Origin of the sequence: Sinomicrobium soli, assembly GCF_003285545.1 — a bacterium.
Classification (GTDB): Bacteria; Bacteroidota; Bacteroidia; order Flavobacteriales; family Flavobacteriaceae; genus Sinomicrobium.
Map to the genome: position 1 here is coordinate 47540 of NZ_QLNV01000004.1, position 20959 is coordinate 68498.

The following is a 20959-nucleotide window of genomic DNA, read 5'->3' on the forward strand; positions in this document are numbered from 1 at the left end:
ACCTGGAGAGCGTTCAGGTGAAATTTAAAATAAGGAGCATGATTAAAGTGAAAAAGGAATTAAGGGCCGGAATTATCGGGTTATTGGCGGTGGTGTGGAATTTCCAGGTGTACGGCCAGTCTCTTTCCGAACAGGTGGTCATCCATCGTACGGCTCACGGTGTACCGCATATCATGGGCGAGAATATTAAAGCAGCTTTTTATGCCATGGGGTATCTGCAACTGGAAGACTACGGGATGCATACGCCCACCAGCCTGCTGAAGGCGAGAGGGGAGTGGACTTTACACCACCGGCAGGAACCTTCGGGCCTGAGTACCCGTTTGTGGATCGATGCCCGTGCCAGGCGCCGGTACCGGCAGGCACAGGAAAAATACCATCTTCTCAGTCGGCAGACCAAAGATATGCTGGAGGGTTTTGCGGCAGGAGTAAACCGTTATATCCAACGGCATCCCGATGAGTTTCCCGATTGGCTGAAACCGGATTTTACAGCTGCAGATGTGCATGCAGGTGCGATGGGCAAAGTGAGCCCGATCACTGCAAAAAAGTTTCTGGACAGATTAAAAAAATGGGAAGAAGAAGGAAAGGGAGCAAACCCCGTGACCACGGCCTCCGTGGATGAATCTGCTGCGATGTGGCAGGGGCTCGCTTCGGTAGAAGAAGAACTGCACCCCGACGCGGGCTCTAATGCCTGGGCATTGGCACCGGAACGTACGGTGTCGGGCCATGCCATCCTGATGAGAAACCCACATATGAACTGGAAGGCAGGGTATTACGAGGCTCATGTTATCGTTCCCGACACCCTTGATTTTTACGGGGATTTCAGGATAGGCGGGCCTCTGGGGATCGTTGGAGGGTTTAACCGGCACCTGGGATGGTCTACCACAAATAATTATCCGGACAGGGAAGAGATATACGCCTTGGAGCGTGATCCCGGAAAGAAAGATCACTATCTGCTGGACGGAACATCACACCCTTTGACCAAAGAGGTCATCAATGTAGACTACATAGCTGAGGATGGTTCTATAGCCTCCCGGTCGCATACGATATGGTCTACCCCCTATGGAGATGTGGTGAAGCGCGGGAGGAAACACGTGTATATTATCCGTTCGGGAGCCGGGGGGAGGTACTCGTATATCCGCGATCAGCAGTTTCTGGGCATGATGATGGCCAGGAACCTGGACGAATGGAAAGCTGCCATGAGATTGCGCGGGCGTTCTACGTCCAATTTTACTTATGCCGATGCTGATGGCAATATCTTTTACGTGTGGAATGGCAATGTTCCGGAGTTGCCCCATGCTTCGGGGGGCGATACCACTGCCATATTCGCGAAACGCAGCGACCAGATATGGAAAGAGCTGATACCTTTTGACGAATTGCCGCAACTGCTCAATCCCAAGGGTGGATATCTGCACAATGAAAATGACCCTTTTCACTATACCAATCTCAACGAAATACTGGACCGGGAGCAATATCCGGATAATTTACCGGAACCGAGCCTTCGCCTGCGCAGCCAGTTGTCTCTTCAACTCATTGGCGGGGACGACAAATTGTCGCTGGAAGACGTTGTAGAGCGCAAGCACAATATGCGTGCCCTCCTGGCCGACAGGGTGAAACCTGATCTGCTGGCAGCCGTCCGGGCTACGAACCCGGGGGGAGAGCTATTGAAAGCCATTGATATGATCGACGAATGGGACAATACGGTTGCCCGTGACAGCCGGGGAGGTATTTTGTTTGAGTGTTGGTGGGGCCGCTATGTAGAATTGGCCCGCGGTACCAGGGAAGAGATACCGTCTACCCCGGAATCTGCCGGATACAAGGCCCCTGCAGACAAGTTGTTTACCCGGCCGTGGACTCCCGACGATCCGGTGAATACCCCCTATGGGCTGGCCGGCAAGGACCTGGCGGTCGATGCCTTTAAGTGGGCGATCCGCTATACCAAACGGCGTTACGGGGCGTGGGATGTGAAGCAGGGTGAAGTGAACCGGGCACATATCGGGGATTACGATTTCCCCGTAGGCGGAGCTACCGGCGATATGGGGGCCTTTCGCGTAATGTGGTTTATACGCCATACGGAAGACCGTCTGAAGAGTGAGACCAGGGGCGGAGACAACTGGATACTGGCCGTAGAGTTTGGCGAAACACCACGGGCATATTCGGTATTGCCTTACGGAAACACCGACAAGGAAGATTCTCCATATTATGCCGATCAGCTGGAACTTTTTACCAATAATAAAATGAAACCGGTAATTTATAAAAAAGAGGAGGTACTGAAAAATGCAGTTCGCACTTATAGCCCTTAGTGCCCGGGAAAAGCAGTCTCTCGAAATTATATCAAAAACAGTCATGAAGAAAAAAGGAATTGCAAGCCGTGTCCTGACACCGCCCAAACTCATACTGACGGGACTCCTGTTTTCCTGTATAGGCACGTTGTCCGGTCAGTCAGATACGGGAACAGCACATTACCCGGGGAAGTCCTGGGAGGTGGCAGACCATCCTGAAGAGCTCGGCCTGTCAAAGCGTAAACTGGAAGAAGTAGGTAAACTGGCCGGTACCTTTCATACCGCTGCCATAATGGTGATAGTAGATGGAAAGGTAGCTTACCAATGGGGGGCCGTGGATCAAAAGATCAATACACATTCCGTACGCAAAAGCTTTATGAGTACACTCTACGGAAAATACGTGATGAATGGTACCATTGATCCGGAGGCGACCATGGCCGACCTGAATATTGATGACGTAGAAGGGTTGACCAAAGAAGAGAAACGGGCTACGGTACGCGACTGTCTGAAGGCCCGGTCGGGAGTGTACCATCCGGCATTATACGAGACAAAAGGAATGAAGGAACGCAAGCCCGAAAGACATTCCCATCCTGCAGGAACCCACTGGTACTACAATAACTGGGATTTTAATGTCCTCGGGACCATCTTTGAACAGCAGACCAAAAAGGACTTTTTCGAGGCACTTTATGAAGATATCGCCAGGCCCATCGGAATGGAGGATTTCCAGCCGTCCGATGGCAGGTATGTGAGTGGCAGGGCGTCGATACACAAGGCCTACCCCTTCCATATTACCGCCCGCGACCTCGCGCGGTTTGGGTGGTTGATGCTTAACCGCGGAAAATGGAACGGGCAGCAGGTGGTCGACAGCAGTTGGGTAGACCTGATCACCCGCTACTACTCGGATGCTACCCTGTACGGCCGCTCCGGATACGGGTACCTTTGGTGGGTAGCGCGCGATGATACCAGGGCTCCCCACATGCCGCATGCAACAGTGCCGGAAGGCACCTATTCTGCACAGGGAGCCAGGGGGCAACGCCTTATGGTGATCCCGGAATACAATATGGTGATCGTTCACCGGGTAAACAGCGATATCAAGGGAAACACCGTCTCGGCAAGCGATATGGGCGAGTTGTTCAAATTGATCCTGGATGCCAGACAATAATAAAATCATCTGAAAATATTTGAAAAATGAAAAAGATTCTCCTCCCGGTATTTAGTTTCTTACTGTTATTCACATCCTGTAAAAATCAGTCCCGTAAACAGGAAGATCCCGAACCTGAAAAAGCACTGTCCGTCATAGAGCAGGCTATCCTTCAGGACAAACAAAGTCCGTTTTATATCGATTTCGGGGCATACGGTCACATAGATAAAAATATGGCTATCGGTGTTTTTGATTCGGGTACCGGCGGACTTACCGTGCTCGATGCGCTGGTGAGGTATGACGAGAACGACAACGAATCGCGTACTCAAGGCAGGGACGGAGCCTATGATTTTGTGAATGAGAAGTTTATTTACCTCGCCGACCAGGCCAATATGCCGTACGGAAATTATCACAGTGAAAATAAATCAGACCTGCTCAGGGAGCACATTATCAAGGACGTGCAGTTCCTGCTGGCGGACCGGTATTACGCAGCGGCAGACCGGAAGACCAAAAAACACGATAAGGAAAAAATTAAAGCTGTGGTAGTAGCCTGTAACACGGCAACGGCCTATGGGATGAAAGAGATCGGGGCCTTCCTGGAAGAGACGGACCTCGGTATCCCCGTAATAGGAGTTATCGATGCGGGGGCAAGAGGCGTCCTCAATGAATTCGGAAAACAGGAAGACGGGGCGATAGGAGTATTTGCCACCGTGGGGACCATCGCTTCGGAAGGGTATGAGAACACCATCATCAGACAAAAGAACGCGTTGGGATATACCGGGAACATACAGGTGTTTAACCAGGGAGGGCATGGTGTTGCCGAGGCTATTGACGGGGAGCCGGATTTTATCGACAAGGCTGCAACATCGCCGAGAGATAACTACAGGGGGCCTGACCTGGACAATGAGCATCACGCTATCGACCGTACCCTGATGGAGGTGTATAATTTTGATTTTGATCACGGCAAGATGCTGTGCGACAATGAAAATACAGACGATTGCCGGATACTGCAGATCAACGATACGGAGAACTATATACGCTATCACCTGGTGAGCCTGATGGAAAAGATCAGGCAATCGGAAAATGCACAGCCCCTCAAGGCACTGGTGCTGGGATGCACACATTATCCTTATATGACCGGAAGCATACAAAAGGTGTTTGAGGAACTGTATGATTATAAGGGAGATGGCGGGGATTACGTATACCGCGATCTTATGGCAGAGGAAATAAAGATCATAGATCCCGCAGTTTATGTGGCCAAAGAGCTTTACGATACCCTGAAAGAGAAAAACCTGCTGAATGACAAGGCTGATATGTTCGGAGAAAGCGAGTTTTATATTTCGGTTCCCAATACCGACAATCAGGGTACCGCTCTCGATCGTGCAGGAAAATTTACTTATGACTATAAATACGGCCGGGAGGCCGGGAATATCCAGGAATATGTGAAAAGAGTGCCGTTTTCCAGGCAGAACATTTCCGGGGATATCATAGAGAGGTTACGGACTTCCGTTCCGGCCACCTTTAAAATGATCTCCGGGTTTAATAACCGTAATCCAAAGCTGGAAGACCTGCCGGCAAAAGATAAAATCCAATAAAAAAGAACCATGAAAAGCTTCCGACAGGGGCTGCTACGGGCGGCCACAGCATGTAGCATGATTGTTTTATGCATCTTTCAAACTGTTGCATATGCACAAAGTATAGAAGAACGCCTCCGGGAGGAGATGGAAAAATACGAAGCGGTAGGTTTGGCCGTAGTCGTGGTAAAAGACAATGAGGTGATCTATAAAAACAGTTTTGGCTGGAAAGACAAGGACAAGAAGATACCCCTTGAGGAAGACGATCTTTTCCGCATTGCCTCCATTTCCAAGTCTTTCTCCGCCATTGCCGTCATGCAGTTGCTGGAACAGGGAAAATTGTCCCTTGATGACGATGTGAGCGACCTGATCGGTTTTCCCGTGCGCAATCCCAAATTCCCCGATCGGCCCATTACCCTGGAGATGCTCTTGACACATACGTCTTCCCTTACAGACAAACAGCGTTACGGCAGCCTGGATATTATTAACCCGGAGGTCAATGAAGACTGGGCAAAAAGCTATGCGGATTATGCTCCGGGCGAAAAATATCAATACTGTAACCTGGGCTATAATACCATCGGGGCCATCATAGAGCGCATATCGGGCCGGCGTTTTGACTTGTATATCAAGGAAAATATCCTCGATCCGCTGGGGCTGTACGGAGGTTATCTGCCCGGAACGCTCGATGCCAGCCTTTTTGCACAGCTCTACCGGTACGACCGGGAAACCGGAGAATACAAAAAATCTCCGGCATACCGAAAACTCGATGACAGGCTTAAAGATTACAAAATGGGATACAGTGCAGCCACCCTTTCCCCCACGGGAGGGATGAAGATATCGGCTCCTGACCTGGCAAAATATATGATGATGCACATGAACTACGGCCGCCTGGGCGATGTACAGGTTATGACAAGGGAGAGCGCTAAGAAAATGCAGCAAATGCGGGCCCGGATGGATAGTAAGAGAAGTTACGGCTATGCCCTTCGGAACGATGGGGGAGTCATGGTCCCGGGAACGGAACTTATCGGGCATACCGGTTCGGCGTACGGACTGAACAGCGGTATGATGTTCGACCCTGAAAAAAAATATGGGCTCGTTATGATAAGCAGCGGTTTTATCCCGGCAGACCCCGATTTCAGGTCGCGGATCATGAGTATCCTGTACGATCGTTTTATCGAAAGTACCCCCTCCGAAGCCCCCGAAACAGGGGAAGTACCGGTGGAGCGTTTTTCCCTGGTATTGGGAGGACATGGCATACGGGCATCCCGGGGTAATTTTGTCGATATGAAAAAAGGGAAAGTGCTGACACTAAAGGAAGCTTCCGCTCATCAGCCGGAAGTAGATCTGCTGTATACTTACGGAAAAAATACGGGGGCAACCCTTATGGTGCCGGCCAGCGAAGGGATACAGTTTTTCGGTACGAGGTATAAGGAGAAAGTGTATGAAGCATGGACCCATAAAAACCGGGGTGAACTGGTCGCCCTGGAAGACAGCCGTGAAAACAGGAAGGTATTTGAGGAAATCCGTAATAACCGGCAGTTGAGGCAGGCTTATGACAAGGCGCTGAAAGAGGTAGGAAAAAGAAAAGGGTACAAGCGTTGGGTTCACGGCCCCAATGCCCGTATCCAAGGTCTGAAAATCGGGGATATGGTGTTCCTGCTCATCAATTCGAGAGAGAAGGGAATATTGTCGCTTATCGGTTCGGAGGAACAGGAAATCCTGGCTATAGGCCGTATAAGCAGTATTGAGGAAGGTTTTAACGGTGAAATAGCGATCGATTTTAAAGTGGCGGCCGAGCAATGAGTTCAACCCGGTTTACAGTGGAAAGCAAAAGAAACATATTCAATCATTATCATAATAATATGAAGATTATCGGTATTAATATATTGGTTTTTACAGTGGTCTGTTTATACTCTTTACCGGCTTTGGCACAGGAGACCCGGTCTGTTTACAGAAAGACGGTGACTGTAGGGGGGCAGGACAGCCGTGCGGCTTATGGCGGTTTTGTGGACCTGCGAAGGGGAAAGGTGTATACCCTTGATGAGGCAACGGCCGTTCAGGATCAGGTAGATATGCTTTATGGTTATGGAAAGAATACGAAATCGAATATTATGGCGGTTTCTTCACGTTCCAGGGATTATTTCGGCAGGCGGTACCGGGACAGGTTGCACGAATGGACCGAGCTTAACCGGGGGACTTTTATCGCTGTGGAGAATACGCGTGAACAGCGGAAGATCTTTAAAGAGATACAGACGGCAGGGCAGTTGCGCCAGGCTTTTGAAGCCGGGTTGAAAACTGTGGAAAACAGGCCTGATTACGACAGGGGGGCGCATGGCCCGAGTAGTCACCGGCTGAGAAGGCTAAAGGAAAATGAAATGATCTATTTCAAATCCATCTACCGGGAAGGAGTGTATGCTGCTTTTAAGGTTGTAGAGATCAGGGAAGGGGAACAGGGCTATATAAAGCTCGACCTGATTACTGTGGGAAACTAATAAGAAAAGACAAAAGAATTGTTATCAATTTGAACAGACGATGAAAACAATACAAAATATGAAAAGCAGATCGGTACTGATACTATTGATCGGGGCGCTGAGTTTTACATTTGCTCCGGCACAGGGAACCATGCAGCTGGATATCTCCGGCTGGGAAGCAGGACAGGTTTATTTTGATGAAGATGAATGGACAGAAGTTATCACGGGAGATATTCCGCTGGTTATCACTGTTCCGCATGGAGGTGCGAAAAAACCCGAAGGGATGGCCGACCGCACGTGCAAGGATGACAGGGGGCGTATAGTCCGGGGAACTGATAGTTATACGCAGGAGGTATCCCGTTTTATCAGGGAAGTTTTTCAGGAAAAGTACAATAAGCAACCGTATATTATTATCAATCATGTTGCCCGTAGTAAGGTGGACCAGAACAGGGACCTCCATTATGCCGCCTGTGGAGATGAAAAAGGTATGCAGGCCTGGCATAATTTTCATTCGGCTGCCGATTCGGCCCTGGCCCATGCCGTACGGAAATTCGGATATGCGTTCTATATCGACTTACACGGGCACGGACACTCCAACCAACGCCTGGAACTGGGGTACTCCCTGACAAAAGGAGATCTGCAGAAAGCCTTTAAACGGGAAGACCTGAAAAAGTATGCGGCCAAATCTTCGATGGCCAATTATATAAAGAAGCATCCCGATGCAGATATATGGGAGCTGCTTTTTGGCAAGCATGCTTTCGGAACGTATATATACCGCGAAGGTATTCCGGCCACGCCGGCCGTGCAGGACCCTCACCCGGCAGAGGACGAGTCTTTTTTTAGCGGCGGATATAATACGCGCAGATATACCTCACCCGATTATCCCGATGTATTTGGTTTACAGATCGAAATGCATTACAGAAAGGCAAGGGATTCCAGGGCAAATATCAGGGCCTTTGCACAATCTCTGGCCCGGGCCTATTTCGACTTTATCGATAAGCTGGACCTGTAATCTTTGTTTGATGAACACCAGGGCCAGGGTCAGGATATTTTCAATCGTGTAACAAGGGGGGCAATAACAGTCACTATTATGAGAAATATTAACATCAATATATTAATTCCGGCAACCGCCTTTCTGTTGTCTTTATCGGTATGGGCGCAAAACAGCAATGACGTAAAAAACGAGGATTTTGATATCCTCATTAAGGGAGCATATGTCTTTGACGGTAGCGGAAAAGACTCGGTACGGTATGATGTGGGGGTAAGAGGCGATCGCATAGCTTATGTCGGAAAGTCGTCAGAAGCCCTTAAAGCCAAAACGGTGATAAACGGAAAAGGGCGCTATCTGGCTCCCGGGTTTATCGATCCGCATACGCATTACAAACGTCAGCTCAATCATAAAGACAAGAAGGAACGCGCGCTATTGCGGGCATTGATGCAGGGGGTAACCACGGTTTTTGAAGGGAATGACGGCAGTAGTCCCTGGCCGGTAGGAAAGACCCTGGACGAATGGGGAGAGACGGGAATAGGTCCGAACGCAGCATTGTTTGTAGGGCACAATACCATAAGGCGAAAAGTACTGGGATACAGGGATGTGCAGCCTTCCGGTGAGGAAATGGAAATCATGAAGGGTATGGTAGACCGGGGAATGAAAGAAGGGGCATTCGGCCTGTCTACGGGGCTGTTTTACACTCCCGGTTTTTATTCAACGACGGAAGAAGTGATTGCATTGGCCAAAGTAGCCGCTGCACATGGAGGGATATACGATACGCATCAGCGCGATGAAGGCTCGCAAAATATCGGGGTGGTCAACTCGGTCAAAGAAGTGTTGGAGATTGCGGAGAAAGCAGGTATCCACGCACATATTTCGCATATCAAGGTGGCAGGGCCCAAGGCATGGGGAAAAAGTGTTGAACTGGTTCGCATGATCGATGAGGCCCGGGCCGGAGGCCTGGAAGTTACGGCCAACCTATATCCTTATATAGCTTCGAATACCGGCTTAAGTTCTGCCTTGATACCCGCATGGGCGCGGGATGGAGGCGTCAAGGCGATGCGCCCCCGGTTTGGCCGGCAGGAATTAAGAGACTCCATTCTGAAAGGTATTCAGGCATCTATTCAGGCGCGTACGGCAGACCCCGGGAAATTCATGCTTTCAAGCAGGGAAGCACAGTATAACGGGAAAACCCTGGAACAAATAGCAAGAGAATGGAATATGACCCCTGAAGAAGCGGTGATTGAGATCTGCAAGGAAAGTTCTCCGTCCGTATTTTCTTTTATGATGATAGAAGAAGATGTGGAGCGTTTTATGCAACAGCCCTGGGTAATGATCGGTTCGGACGGAGGGACCGGGCATCCGCGGGGCTTTGGTTCTTTTGCCCGGGTGCTGGAAGAATACGTCGGCAACCGCAAGGTGATCAGTATGTCCCGGGCCATCCATAAGTCTTCGTATCTGACCGCACAGACAATGGGTATAAAAAAAAGAGGCCTGATCAAAGAGGGATATTATGCCGACATCGTGCTGTTTGATCCCAAAAACATTAAAGCCAACAGTACGTTTGAAGATGGCCTGCAACTGGCCTCGGGAATGGATTGCGTATTGGTGAACGGACAAGTGGTCATCAGACGGGGAAAGTGGGAAGGTATATTAAGCGGACAGGCTTTGAAATATAACTGAAAGCGACAAAGTGTATTTTATACGATATCCGAAAATTAAACCAAAACAAAAAAATGAATCATCACAGTTCTAACCGGAGACTAAAATTAAGTCAGTTGTTTTTTGGGGTATTCCTGTTTCTGGGAATGGCCTGCCTGTTCGGGCAGGCCGGCCTGGAGTCTTTTCTGAGCTATCCGGAGCCTGCAAATCTCACCGGTAATAAAGACAAGCTTGCCTGGACATTTAACGAAGAGGGGAAGAGAAATGTATATGTGGCCGAGGCACCTGATTTTAAACCGAGGCGATTGACCCCTTATCTCGAAGATGACGGCCAGGAGATCACCCAGCTGTCGATTTCCAAAGACGGGAAATGGGTGGTTTATGTAAGGGGTGGTGACCACGGGGGGAATTGGTCGGCCTCACAACCGGTAAACCCGGGATCGGAAGTCGAGGAAGCGAGGGTACAGGTGTGGAGTGTGCCTTTTACAGGTGGAGAGCCGGTATTACTGGCGGCCAGGGGCAGTTATCCCGTGGTATCCCCGAATAGCGATAAGGTCGTTTTTATAAAGTCGGATGAAAGGTGGATTGTGAATATTGACGGCAGCGGAAAGGCAGAAAAACTCTTTGCGGATAACGGGAATGTAAGGCACCTCGAATGGTCTCCCGACGGAAGGAAAATAGTATTTACTTCGCATAGGGAATCGCATTCCTTTATCGGCGTTTACGAGTTGGGAAAACAGTCGCTTCAATGGATATCGCCGGGCTTCTCACAAGATATGTACCCCAGGTGGTCCCCGGACGGAAACTCTGTCGTTTTTATACGCAGACCGGGAAATGTGAAACTGAAATACAGTTCCTGGGATTGGGAAATAAGGGTTGCAAACCTGTCGGGATCCGGATCGAAAGTGATATGGAAAGCTCCGAAAAACCGGAAAGCGGGATTCGTAAGCAGTTTGGGGAGGTCATTGCAGTGGGCGGCTAACGACAGGATAGTGTTCCGCTCGTATCACGACGGATGGCAGCATTTATATGCGGTTCCCTCAAACGGGGGAAAAGAGCTTTTACTGACTCCGGGAGATTTTATGGTAGAGGAAATAAGCCTGAATGAAAAGGGAGACCAGCTGATATTCAGTGCCAACACCGGGAAGACAGCCGGGGATATAGACCGAAGGCATATCGGTGTGGTGTCGGTGGATAAACCCGACATGGAGCTGTTGACGCAGGGAGACGGAGCCGAGACAAGTCCCGTCTTTCTGGAGAATACGGTGGCATTTCTGAGTTCTACACCCGGCCGGCCTGCACTGCCAGCACTATTGAAGGATAATGACATAGTGCTTATCGGTGCGGAATATATCCCGGATAACCTGCCCCGCGATATGATGGTAACCCCCGAGCAGGTGATTTTTGCCTCAAAAGACGGGACAAAAATACACGGACAGCTGTTCGACAATAAAAAGGGAGGAAATAAAAAACCCGCCATAGTATTTGTGCATGGCGGACCTAACAGGCAGATGATGCTGGCCTGGGACCACCGGGGGTATTATGCGCATACCTATGCCTTAAACCAGTATCTGGCCAATCAAGGTTATGTAGTGCTCTCTGTAAATTACCGGCTCGGAATAGGGTATGGCTATGATTTTGACAGACCCCGGAAAGCAGGAAGTTACGGGGCGTCGGAATACCAGGATATACAGGCTGCAGGAGAGTGGCTGGCCAAGCGGAAAGGTATAGACCCCAAAAGGATCGGGGTATACGGAGGGTCTTACGGAGGGTATCTGACCGCGTTGGCCCTGGGTAAAAATTCAGACCTGTTTGCTGCCGGTGTCGATATACACGGCGTACATAACAGGGTGCCGAAATCCGTCTACAAAACTACCCCTGACACCGATCTCACCGATCGCGTATCCTGGAAATCTTCTCCTGTTGCCCATGTGAAAACATGGACTTCCCCCGTACTCCTGATCCATGCCGATGACGACAGAAATGTGGGATTTGGACATAGTATTGACCTGGCACAGCGATTGGAAAAAAAGGGAGTGTATTTCGAAAGCCTGGTCATTCCCGATGATACCCATCACTGGATGCTGCACGAAAACCTGTTGAAGATCAGTAAAGCCACGGTGGACTTTTTCGACAGACAACTTAAAAAATAAAGGATACCGGGCCCGGTGTGATATTTTTTGATATTGTCACGGGCCCGGTTAATCGGGAACGGATGAAAATAAAAATAGCACTGCACTGGCAGATTATCATCGGGATGGTTCTGGGGGGTATTTTCGGGCTTGTTCTTGGGAAATACACCTGGGGCCAACCCTTTATCGAACACTGGGTCTACCCTTTCGGGGAATTGTTTATCAATCTTCTGAAGCTCATAGCCATTCCGCTTATCGTTGCCTCCCTGATCAAGGGGATCTCCGAGATGAAAGATATTTCCCGGTTGTCGAGTATCGGCCTTCGCACGATGGTGTTGTATACGGTCACCACGCTCTGTGCGATTGTCATTGGTCTTGGCCTGGCCAATATTATAAAGCCGGGTTCGGGAATATCGGAAGAGACCATCACCCGTCTTACCAGCGATTCTGAAACCACGGGCATGGTCAGTGCGCGTATCAGTGAGAGCGAGGCCCGGGGGAAGAACTTTGTGGAATTTCTCGTGGATATCGTCCCGGATAATATTTTCTCGGCATTGAGCGACAACGGGCAGATGCTGCAGGTGATCTTCTTTACGATGCTTCTGGGCGTTAGCCTGCTCCTTATCGGGGATGACAAGGCCCGGCCTTTAAAGCGTTTCTTCGACAGCCTGAATGATGCGATCCTGAAAATGGTGGACCTGATTATCAAAATAGCTCCCATAGCGGTTTTTGCGCTGCTGGCCAATGTGGTGGTGGGTACGGATGATGCGGATGTGCTGCTTGCCCTGCTGAAGTATTCGCTTACGGTGATCGGTGCCCTTGCCCTGATGGTGGTGGTCTATATGCTCATCATCGGTCTTTATGTGAAAAAGAACCCTTTGTGGTTTCTGAAACAGATAAGCCCTGTACAGCTTCTGGCTTTTTCCACGAGTTCGAGTGCGGCGGCCCTTCCTGTCAATATGGAACGGGTTCAGGAGTATATCGGTGTGGATGAAGAGGTGAGCAGTTTTGTATTGCCTGTGGGAGCCACGATCAATATGGATGGGACGAGTCTCTATCAGGCGGTGGCTACGATTTTTATCTGTGAGGCGCTTCATTTCGACATCACTTTTTCCGATCAGCTGACCATAGTGTTTACGGCATTGCTGGCTTCTGTCGGGACCGCGGGGGTTCCGGGAGTGGGTATGATCATGCTGATCATCGTCTTGCAGTCGATCAATTTTCCACCGGAGAAACTTCCTTTGGGCATAGCCCTGATCCTTTCCGTGGACAGGATACTGGACATGTGCAGGACTGCGATCAATGTTACCGGCGATGCCACCGTGGCTACGGTAGTGGCCAAATCGGTAGGGAAGCTGGGAGAACCGGAGCATTAATGTTTCGGGAAGTTAATGGGGTTGAGCGTTATCAGACAGGTACTCCAGGTAAAGGGTATACATCTTGTCCAGTGTTTTCTTTATCCGTATTTTATTGACAGCGCAGTATCCCATGACCAGGCCGTTTCTGCTGTAATCATCACTGACATAATAACTGCTTAAGGGAAAGGTTATTATGTTGTTCTCCAGTAAATAATTGCAGAATTCAAAATCCTTGATATGATCTTTTAAGATGCCGATGATATGTAAACCGGTATTGTTGATCTCCAGTTTTATTTCGCCCTTGAACAGGGTTTCGAAGTGATTGATAAAAACGAGTTTTCTCTGGTTGGATGTTTTGATGACTTTTCGCAAATGCTTGTTCAGGTAATCATTCGAAATAAACTGTGCCATTACATTTTGCAGACTTGGAGGGACGAACCTGAAGGTCTGTTTACTTATTGCGGTTATCGGACTGATAAGGAATTTGGGAATGATCATATATCCCAACCTTAATGAAGGGTGTAATAATTTGTTGAAAGTTCCCAGGTAAACCACGCTGTCATTGATGTCCAGACTGAAAATGGACGAAATGGGTTTGTCCCAGTTGCTAAACTCATGGTCGTAGTCATCTTCTACGATCAGTATATTCTTCCTTGCGGCAAGATCCAGTAATTCCCTTCGGCGGTTCAAAGACATTCTTTTTCCGGAGGGATATTGATTTGAGGGGATGACGTACAGAAGTTTGGACGCTATGTCGTCCAGGGAAGAAATATTAAAATTGTCATCACTCAGGTCTGCAGTATGAATATTCGCTCTTAAGCTCTTAAACAGGTTATACGCTTTTTTATATGTCGGATTTTCGAGGACAACGGAGTCTTTGGTGTTCAGTATTGCCCTGGAAATCAGGGAGAGTGAATGCAAAGAACCGGTGGTAATGACGATTTGATTGGGATCGCAGCTTATATTCCTGTATATTTTAAGGTATTTCGCAATGTTTGCTCTGAGCGATTCCATTCCAAGGGAGTCGGAGTAAGACAGATCGGAATACTTGACATGCTTCCAGTATTCGTTGGTCAGTTTCTGCCAGATCATTGTCGGAAACAGATCTAAGGGGGGCAGGCCGGGCCTGAAGCAAACCGATCCCGGGTCATTTTCCCCTACATTGAAATCTGAATTCTGAATAAATGATTTTCCGAGTTTTGAAATTTTGGGATATACCTTAGGCTCTTTTTTTTGCAGCGTCATCCCGTCTTTAACATTGAAATCGTCCCGGAGCTTATTGGTGTAATAACCTGACCCCTGTCTGGAAACCACAAGATTTTCAAGTACCAGCAACTCATAAGCCTTAATCACCGTACTCCTGGACAAACTGAGGTCCTTTGCCATAATCCTGGATGGGGGCAACTTGAAATTATCCGGTATTTCCTTGTTCATTATGGCATTTTTCAAGGCATTGTAGAGATTGTAATATACACTTTTATTGTTCCGGTGCTCCATAAAACCGTCCTTAAAGAGCAGATTTTTGAAATTGTAATACATGATTGGTATACCTATTTTAAAAAAATTGGACTATCAAATATAGGAAACATTTAGGTTATTTTGTTTTTAAACAACACCAAATTACCATCTGAAGGATGTTAGGGATAATTTGATCCGGTACATACTGAAATATATCTGTCAGGTTTCTCAATAAGCATTCAGCCAACCTGCATGTGATTACGGGAATCCCGTAGAGCAGGAATTCATTTTAATACATCAAGTTCATTAAAAACTATACCTGATGAAATTATTTCTTTTAATATTGGGCCGTTATGTAAGGGAACTGAAGGTTGCCGACCTCCCTACAGCCCCGGAAAAATGTTGTAAATGATTGGCATAGTGGGAGGTATCGGACCTTATGCAGGCGTTAACCTTTTAGAAAGCATATACGACAATACCCTGGCCAAAAAAGACCAGGAGTATATAAACAGCCTGTTGTTTTCACTGTCTTCAAATATTGAGGACAGAACAGAGTTCCTTCTCGGGCACACCACCAAAAATCCGGGGTACGATATGGCAGAAATCATTGTCACATTAGAAGCTCTTGGAGCAACAGTGGCGGGAATTCCCTGTAATACGGCCCATTCCCCGGGAATATTCTCCGTAATCATGGAAGAGCTGGATAAAAACGGGAGTCAGATAGAAGTGCTTCACATGATTGATGAGACCATAGATTTTATCAAGGTGCATTTTTCACATTTTAAAAAGATCGGCGTGCTTTCCACTACCGGGACCTATAAATATAAGCTCTATACGAATGCCCTGGAGGCCAATGGGTACGAATCCGTTGAACCGTCGTCCCGGATACAGGAAGAAATTGTGCACCCGGCAATATATCATCCGGAATACGGCATAAAATCCACTGCCCGCCCTTTCCATCCCCAGGCCGGAAAAAACCTGGACATGGCTATCGATTACCTGAAGAGCCGGGGTGCGGAAGCCGTGATACTGGGGTGTACCGAAATTCCCCTTGTCATTAAAACCGATACTGTAAAGGGGCTTACGGTCATCAACCCGACCAATGTGCTGGCAAGGGCCCTGGTCCGGCGTGTAGATGCGGATAAGTTAAAACCTTTTCATGCCCCCGGAAGGGAGTCTTGCAATGCTCTTTAATACAAAAAGGATTGTCACCGAAACCGGAGAGGTGGTTGTTGAAATGAACAAGTAGTTCGGATACAGTACAGAACCGGGGAAGCACTGAAATAGAATGCTCGGCAAATGAAAAGAACATGAATACATTTTAAACAGATCATTAGTTTGCAAACGACGGGATGGTCGGGAGTCGGAAGTTGTCATTCAGAAGAAAGTCCCGCTGGCGGGGACTGCGCTCAGGATGACATTTGACCAAACTAAGAACTAACAACTAATAAACTAAATGAAGATATTCAAATACATACTGCCGGGTCTGGGATTTTTCCTTTATTCCGGTATATATGCACAGAACGCAACCATAACGGATTTAAAGGAACTGCAAGGGAATTATAAGTTGACCGATAATGCGGAAATCCGTATAGAGTCGGACCGTTTCAGTATGGGAAAAAATGTTTCCCTGATAGAAGCTGACGGGGAGGGGCGCTGGCGCGTTCGGGGGCGGGATATCGTTTTCTCTGCCGTGAAGAAGAACAGGGAGAACACATTGATCGTGGAACGCTACGGGGAAACGGTAGAAGTCGGAAAAGAACTGCCTGCCGGTTTCCGGAATTATAAAGAGATGTCTCCCGAAGCACTTGCCGGCCTGGTGGCGCCCCGGGTCATGATAGCCAATGATGTTCCGGGTGTTTCGATTGCCCTCATCAAAAACCGGAGAGTGGCATCAGACCTGCAGTATGGCCTGAAGAACAGTGCAGACCCGCAAGCCCGCGTCGATGTTTCTTCCGTATTTGAGGCCTGTTCCATGTCTAAACCGGTATTCGCCTATTTTGCCCTGAGATTGGCAGAACAGGGTGAACTGGACCTGGATACCCCACTGGTAGAGTACCTCGGAAAAGACTATACCGAAGACCCGGAGCACCGTAAAATAACGGCACGTATGGTTCTGACCCACACTTCCGGCTTTCCCAACTGGCGTCCGGGAGGCAGGAAGAAGGGCGGCCCCATCCCCGTTCTTTTCGAACCCGGAACGGAACATAAATACTCCGGAGAAGGGATATTGTTTTTACAGAAGACCGTAGAAAAAATACTGGAGATCGACAATTCTGCCGAAGCATTCGACAAGCTGTTGTACCGATCCCTGTTAAAACCTGCAGGAATGCCTCACAGTCATTACATCTGGCAGGGAGAATATAAAAACACTTATGCTGACGGCCATAATAAAAAAGGAGAAGTAAAACGCAAGAAAAGGCGGACCTATAAGGAAGTCAATACGGCCTTTACCCTGTATACCACCCCTGTGGAATATGCCCGTTTCCTTCTGGAACTGATGAAAACCGACCGTTCGGCCCCCCATTCTCTGGGGGAAGAACTATGGAGGAAGATGACTTCCCCCCAGCAGGATATACACAGTACTGAGATACTGCCCCGTCGTGACAGGACGGCCACAGGAACAAGACATTTCGGTCTGGGGCTGCGTATCGACAGCCTGGATTCGGGATTGCGTATAGGTCATACCGGCTCGAATAGTAACGGCTTCAGATGCGTCTCGGATTATAATCCCGAAACAGGTAACGGGGTGGTTATCATGACCAATGGCGATAACGGCAGCCGTGTGTACAATGCTTTATTGTCTTATCTGGCAGATTAGGACGTATTAAAAATCTCTAAAACCAACAGGATGATGAAAATGAAATGGCTTGTTTTACTATGTGCTATGTGTGCCGTGGATATCTCGGCACAGGAGACTGGTGAGCGTGGCCGGGCAAGGGATTTTGGCCTTGAGACCGGTATCCTGCCAACCGGAAAATGGAACGCCATTACCGATGTTCCGGGAGTAACGGTGGGGCATACTACATTGGTCAGGGGCGACTCCGTACGAACCGGGGTTACTGTCATTATTCCGCACCAGGGGAATATCTTTCAACAGAAAGTACCGGCAGCGGTATACGTGGGTAATGGCTTTGGCAAATCTATCGGGTTGTCCCAGATCGAGGAACTGGGGACACTGGAAACACCCATCGCACTGACCAATACCCTGAGCGTACCTGCTACAGCCGATGGCCTGCTGGATTATATACTGGCACTTCCGGGGAATGAAACCATACGTTCGGTGAACAGTGTTGTAGGTGAGACCAACGATGGTTACCTCAACGATATCCGGGGAAGGCATGTAACGCGGTCAGACGTGCTGGCAGCGCTCCATTCGGCCTCGGACGGTGCCGTTGCCGAGGGAAACACAGGTGCGGGCACCGGAACACGGGCACTGGGTTTTAAAGGGGGGATCGGTACCTCGTCCCGCGTACTGCCTCCGTCTAAGGGAGGATATACGGTAGGCGTCCTGGTACAGTCCAATTTTGGCGGAGTGCTGCGGATAAACGGTGCGCCGGTAGGACGGGAACTGAAAAATTTCTATATGATGGAAAAAGACCCTTATGTTGCCGATGGGTCCTGTATGATCATTATTGCCACGGATGCCCCGCTGTCTGAACGGAACCTGAAGCGCCTGGCACGGCGTTCCTACCTGGCTTTCGGAGCGGTCGGATCGTTCTCTTCAAACGGCAGCGGAGATTATTCTATCGCATTTTCGGCAAATCCGGACACCTTTGTGCCCCATGATGCCCCGGAAAAACCGATGACCCCGCCCGTACTTCACAACGACGAGATGTCGCCGCTTTTCCTGGCGGTACTGGAAGCCACCGAAGAAGCCATTTACAATTCGTTGTTTATGGCAGAAGACATGAAGGGGTACCGGGGGCATGCCATCAAGGCCCTGCCCCTTCCCGAAGTGCTTTCGGTATTGAAAAAATATCACGCCCTGTATCATGACAGCCTGCCCCGGGCCGCGGAAAAATAAGATATAATGTCTTGAAATAAAAATTAAGCATAGGGGTGAAAAACATTACAATCATTACAGAAAAGGGGTATCGCTAATGTTGTATTGCTTTCAGGCAGGACCTTTCTGTTCCCCCCTCGGGTGAAACCTCTTCATGATCCCGGCGAGTTGTGAGCGGTCGGTATGCATGTATATTTCGGTGGTGGTGATGCTTTCGTGTCCCAGCATTTGCTGGATGGCCCTCAGGTCGGCGCCGTTCTGGAGCAGGTGGGTGGCAAAGGAATGGCGAAAGGTATGCGGGCTGATGCGTTTTCCCAGGTTTATTTTTTCGGCAAGCTGCTTTACAATGGTAAAGATCATCGCCCTGGTCAGCTGCCTGCCCCTGCGGTTGAGAAACAGTATGTCTTCGTGCCCCTTCTGTGCGCGAAAATGTACCCTTATTTCATTTTTATATATTCGAATGAGTTTCTGTGTGGCCGGGGCGATGGGAACAAAGCGCTGTTTGTCTCCTTTTCCCGTAACCCTGATAAACCCTTCGTCGAAGAAAAGGTCGGAAATCCTCAGTGCCGTAAGTTCGGAAACCCGAAGGCCGCAACTGTAAAGTGTTTCCAGCATGGCGCGGTTTCGCTCACCTTCCGGGCTGCTGAGGTCTATGGCCCCTATGACTCGGTCTATATCTTCCTGTGACAACGTATCGGGAAGCTTACGCCCGGTTTTCGGCGACTCTATCAGCTCCATGGGATTGTCTTCCCGGTATCCTTCAAATACCAGGTAATTAAAAAAACTGCGCAGGCCGGAGAGCAACCTTGCCTGTGAACTGGCATTGATGGTCCGTGCGGTATCGTAAACGAATTGTTGCAGGGTTTCCGGCGGGATCCGGAGCGGGGAGATGGTGATGGAATGCTCCTGCAGGTAGCCCATCAGCTTTTTTACGTCGAGGGCGTAGTTTTCCAGGGAGTTGGCAGATAACCCTCTCTCTATCTGCAGGTAGTGCCTGAAATCCTTAAGTGCCTGTTCCCATTTCACGGGGTAAAGATAGTGTTTTGGTTGTTAAGTTATTGGGTTGTTAAGTTATTGGGTTATTAGGTTAATGAGTTATTGAGTGTTGTCTGAATAACCTAATAACTCAATAACTTATTAACCTGTTTAACCCAATCATTCAAAAGTGAGGTTCAGGAAAATACCACGGCTGTACATATTGTTGATATTGCCGGTATACGGACTGTCCGGTTCATTATCCGGTATATGTTCGTCGCTCAGTGCAAAAACGCCCCTGATAGACGGTGAAAACTTAAAATAGTACAGGTAAAAATCGATACCGAACCCTATCTCGTAGAAATAGGCGTGTTTTTTCATCCGGAATTTACCATCCCCTATATCTTCCTTACTGTCGGCATTACTCCCGAGGTTGATGGCTCCTGAAATTCCGCCCACAATATAGGGTTTGATGTTGCCCAGCCGCTTGGTGCCTACTTTGAGCAATAGCGGAACATGGATATAGGTGGATTTTACTTCCTTGATACCCTCCTCTGCGTTAAAGGAGCCGTCGTTGTTTCTTATTCCGAAATAGTGCAGGTCCCTTTGGTTGTAATACAGCCCGGGTTCGAGGCGGAGGTTCATATAATCGTTGATGCGGAGATCTCCTATCAGTCCCACGTTAAACCCGATATTTCTGCTGACCTGTATTTCCCGGTTAGCGTTATCGTCCAGTTCCTTGTAGTCGAAATCGAAACCGTATTGATTGATCCCGAGGAAATAACCCCAGTGAACAGGTTGCTTATCAAAGTTTTCCAGGTTGATCAGCGGATTTTCCCTGAATTGTGAAAATGCGTTGTGACTTGCCATCAGGAAGATAAAGCCGAGCAGTGTCCTGTTCATACGCTTGGG

At 48.8% G+C, this 20959-nt stretch carries 15 protein-coding genes; 12 read left to right on the plus strand and 3 right to left on the minus strand.

Going from position 1 to position 20959, the window contains the following annotated elements:
- Window positions 1–38: 38 nt before the first annotated feature.
- The 9 genes from DN748_RS05895 to DN748_RS05935 all read left to right on the plus strand — a co-directional run bounded on the left by DN748_RS05895 (window position 39) and on the right by DN748_RS05935 (window position 13626).
- Window positions 39–2300 carry a penicillin acylase family protein gene (locus tag DN748_RS05895; protein ID WP_112370864.1) on the plus strand — a complete coding sequence of 754 codons (2262 nt, stop codon included), beginning with the start codon at window positions 39–41 and terminating at the stop codon, window positions 2298–2300.
- A gap of 43 nt (window positions 2301–2343) precedes the next feature.
- Window positions 2344–3441 (plus strand): serine hydrolase domain-containing protein, encoded by a 1098-nt coding sequence (locus tag DN748_RS05900; RefSeq protein WP_161554485.1) that lies wholly within the window; start codon window positions 2344–2346, stop codon window positions 3439–3441.
- Window positions 3442–3467: 26 nt separating this feature from the next.
- On the plus strand, window positions 3468–5015 hold the full coding sequence (locus DN748_RS05905) for a glutamate racemase (RefSeq protein ID WP_112370866.1): 1548 nt from the start codon (window positions 3468–3470) through the stop codon (window positions 5013–5015).
- A gap of 9 nt (window positions 5016–5024) precedes the next feature.
- Window positions 5025–6797, plus strand: a complete 1773-nt coding sequence (locus DN748_RS05910) for a serine hydrolase domain-containing protein (protein WP_112370867.1) — start codon at window positions 5025–5027, stop codon at window positions 6795–6797.
- 122 nt (window positions 6798–6919) lie between these two features.
- Entirely contained in the window at window positions 6920–7486 is a 567-nt protein-coding gene (locus DN748_RS05915) for a hypothetical protein (protein WP_146746564.1), read from the plus strand.
- 58 nt (window positions 7487–7544) lie between these two features.
- Complete coding sequence (locus tag DN748_RS05920) at window positions 7545–8477, plus strand: N-formylglutamate amidohydrolase (protein ID WP_161554486.1); 933 nt, start codon at window positions 7545–7547, stop codon at window positions 8475–8477.
- Between the two features lie 78 nt (window positions 8478–8555).
- Complete coding sequence (locus DN748_RS05925; protein WP_112370870.1) at window positions 8556–10139, plus strand: N-acyl-D-amino-acid deacylase family protein; 1584 nt, start codon at window positions 8556–8558, stop codon at window positions 10137–10139.
- A gap of 53 nt (window positions 10140–10192) precedes the next feature.
- Window positions 10193–12271, plus strand: coding sequence for a S9 family peptidase (locus tag DN748_RS05930; RefSeq protein WP_112370871.1), 2079 nt, complete (start codon window positions 10193–10195; stop codon window positions 12269–12271).
- 62 nt (window positions 12272–12333) lie between these two features.
- Window positions 12334–13626 carry a dicarboxylate/amino acid:cation symporter gene (locus DN748_RS05935; protein WP_112371140.1) on the plus strand — a complete coding sequence of 431 codons (1293 nt, stop codon included), beginning with the start codon at window positions 12334–12336 and terminating at the stop codon, window positions 13624–13626.
- Between the two features lie 12 nt (window positions 13627–13638).
- Here DN748_RS05935 and pdxR read toward each other — a convergent pair whose 3' ends face one another.
- Window positions 13639–15147 (minus strand): MocR-like pyridoxine biosynthesis transcription factor PdxR, encoded by a 1509-nt coding sequence (gene pdxR / locus DN748_RS05940; RefSeq protein ID WP_112370872.1) that lies wholly within the window; start codon window positions 15145–15147, stop codon window positions 13639–13641.
- Window positions 15148–15474: 327 nt separating this feature from the next.
- Here pdxR and DN748_RS05945 point away from each other — a divergent pair, with 327 nt between their 5' ends.
- The 3 genes from DN748_RS05945 (at window position 15475) to DN748_RS05955 (ending at window position 19093) form a co-directional block, all read left to right on the plus strand.
- Window positions 15475–16260: an aspartate/glutamate racemase family protein gene (locus DN748_RS05945; RefSeq protein WP_112370873.1), complete on the plus strand. Its 786-nt coding sequence runs from the start codon at window positions 15475–15477 to the stop codon at window positions 16258–16260.
- A 262-nt stretch (window positions 16261–16522) separates the two neighbouring features.
- Entirely contained in the window at window positions 16523–17887 is a 1365-nt protein-coding gene (locus DN748_RS05950; protein ID WP_112370874.1) for a serine hydrolase domain-containing protein, read from the plus strand.
- 30 nt (window positions 17888–17917) lie between these two features.
- Complete coding sequence (locus DN748_RS05955) at window positions 17918–19093, plus strand: DmpA family aminopeptidase (protein ID WP_236636801.1); 1176 nt, start codon at window positions 17918–17920, stop codon at window positions 19091–19093.
- 90 nt (window positions 19094–19183) lie between these two features.
- Here DN748_RS05955 and DN748_RS05960 read toward each other — a convergent pair whose 3' ends face one another.
- Window positions 19184–20098, minus strand: a complete 915-nt coding sequence (locus DN748_RS05960) for a site-specific tyrosine recombinase (RefSeq protein WP_112370875.1) — start codon at window positions 20096–20098, stop codon at window positions 19184–19186.
- A gap of 129 nt (window positions 20099–20227) precedes the next feature.
- Window positions 20228–20950 carry a type IX secretion/gliding motility protein PorT/SprT gene (gene porT, locus DN748_RS05965; RefSeq protein ID WP_112370876.1) on the minus strand — a complete coding sequence of 241 codons (723 nt, stop codon included), beginning with the start codon at window positions 20948–20950 and terminating at the stop codon, window positions 20228–20230.
- Window positions 20951–20959 lie beyond the last annotated feature (9 nt).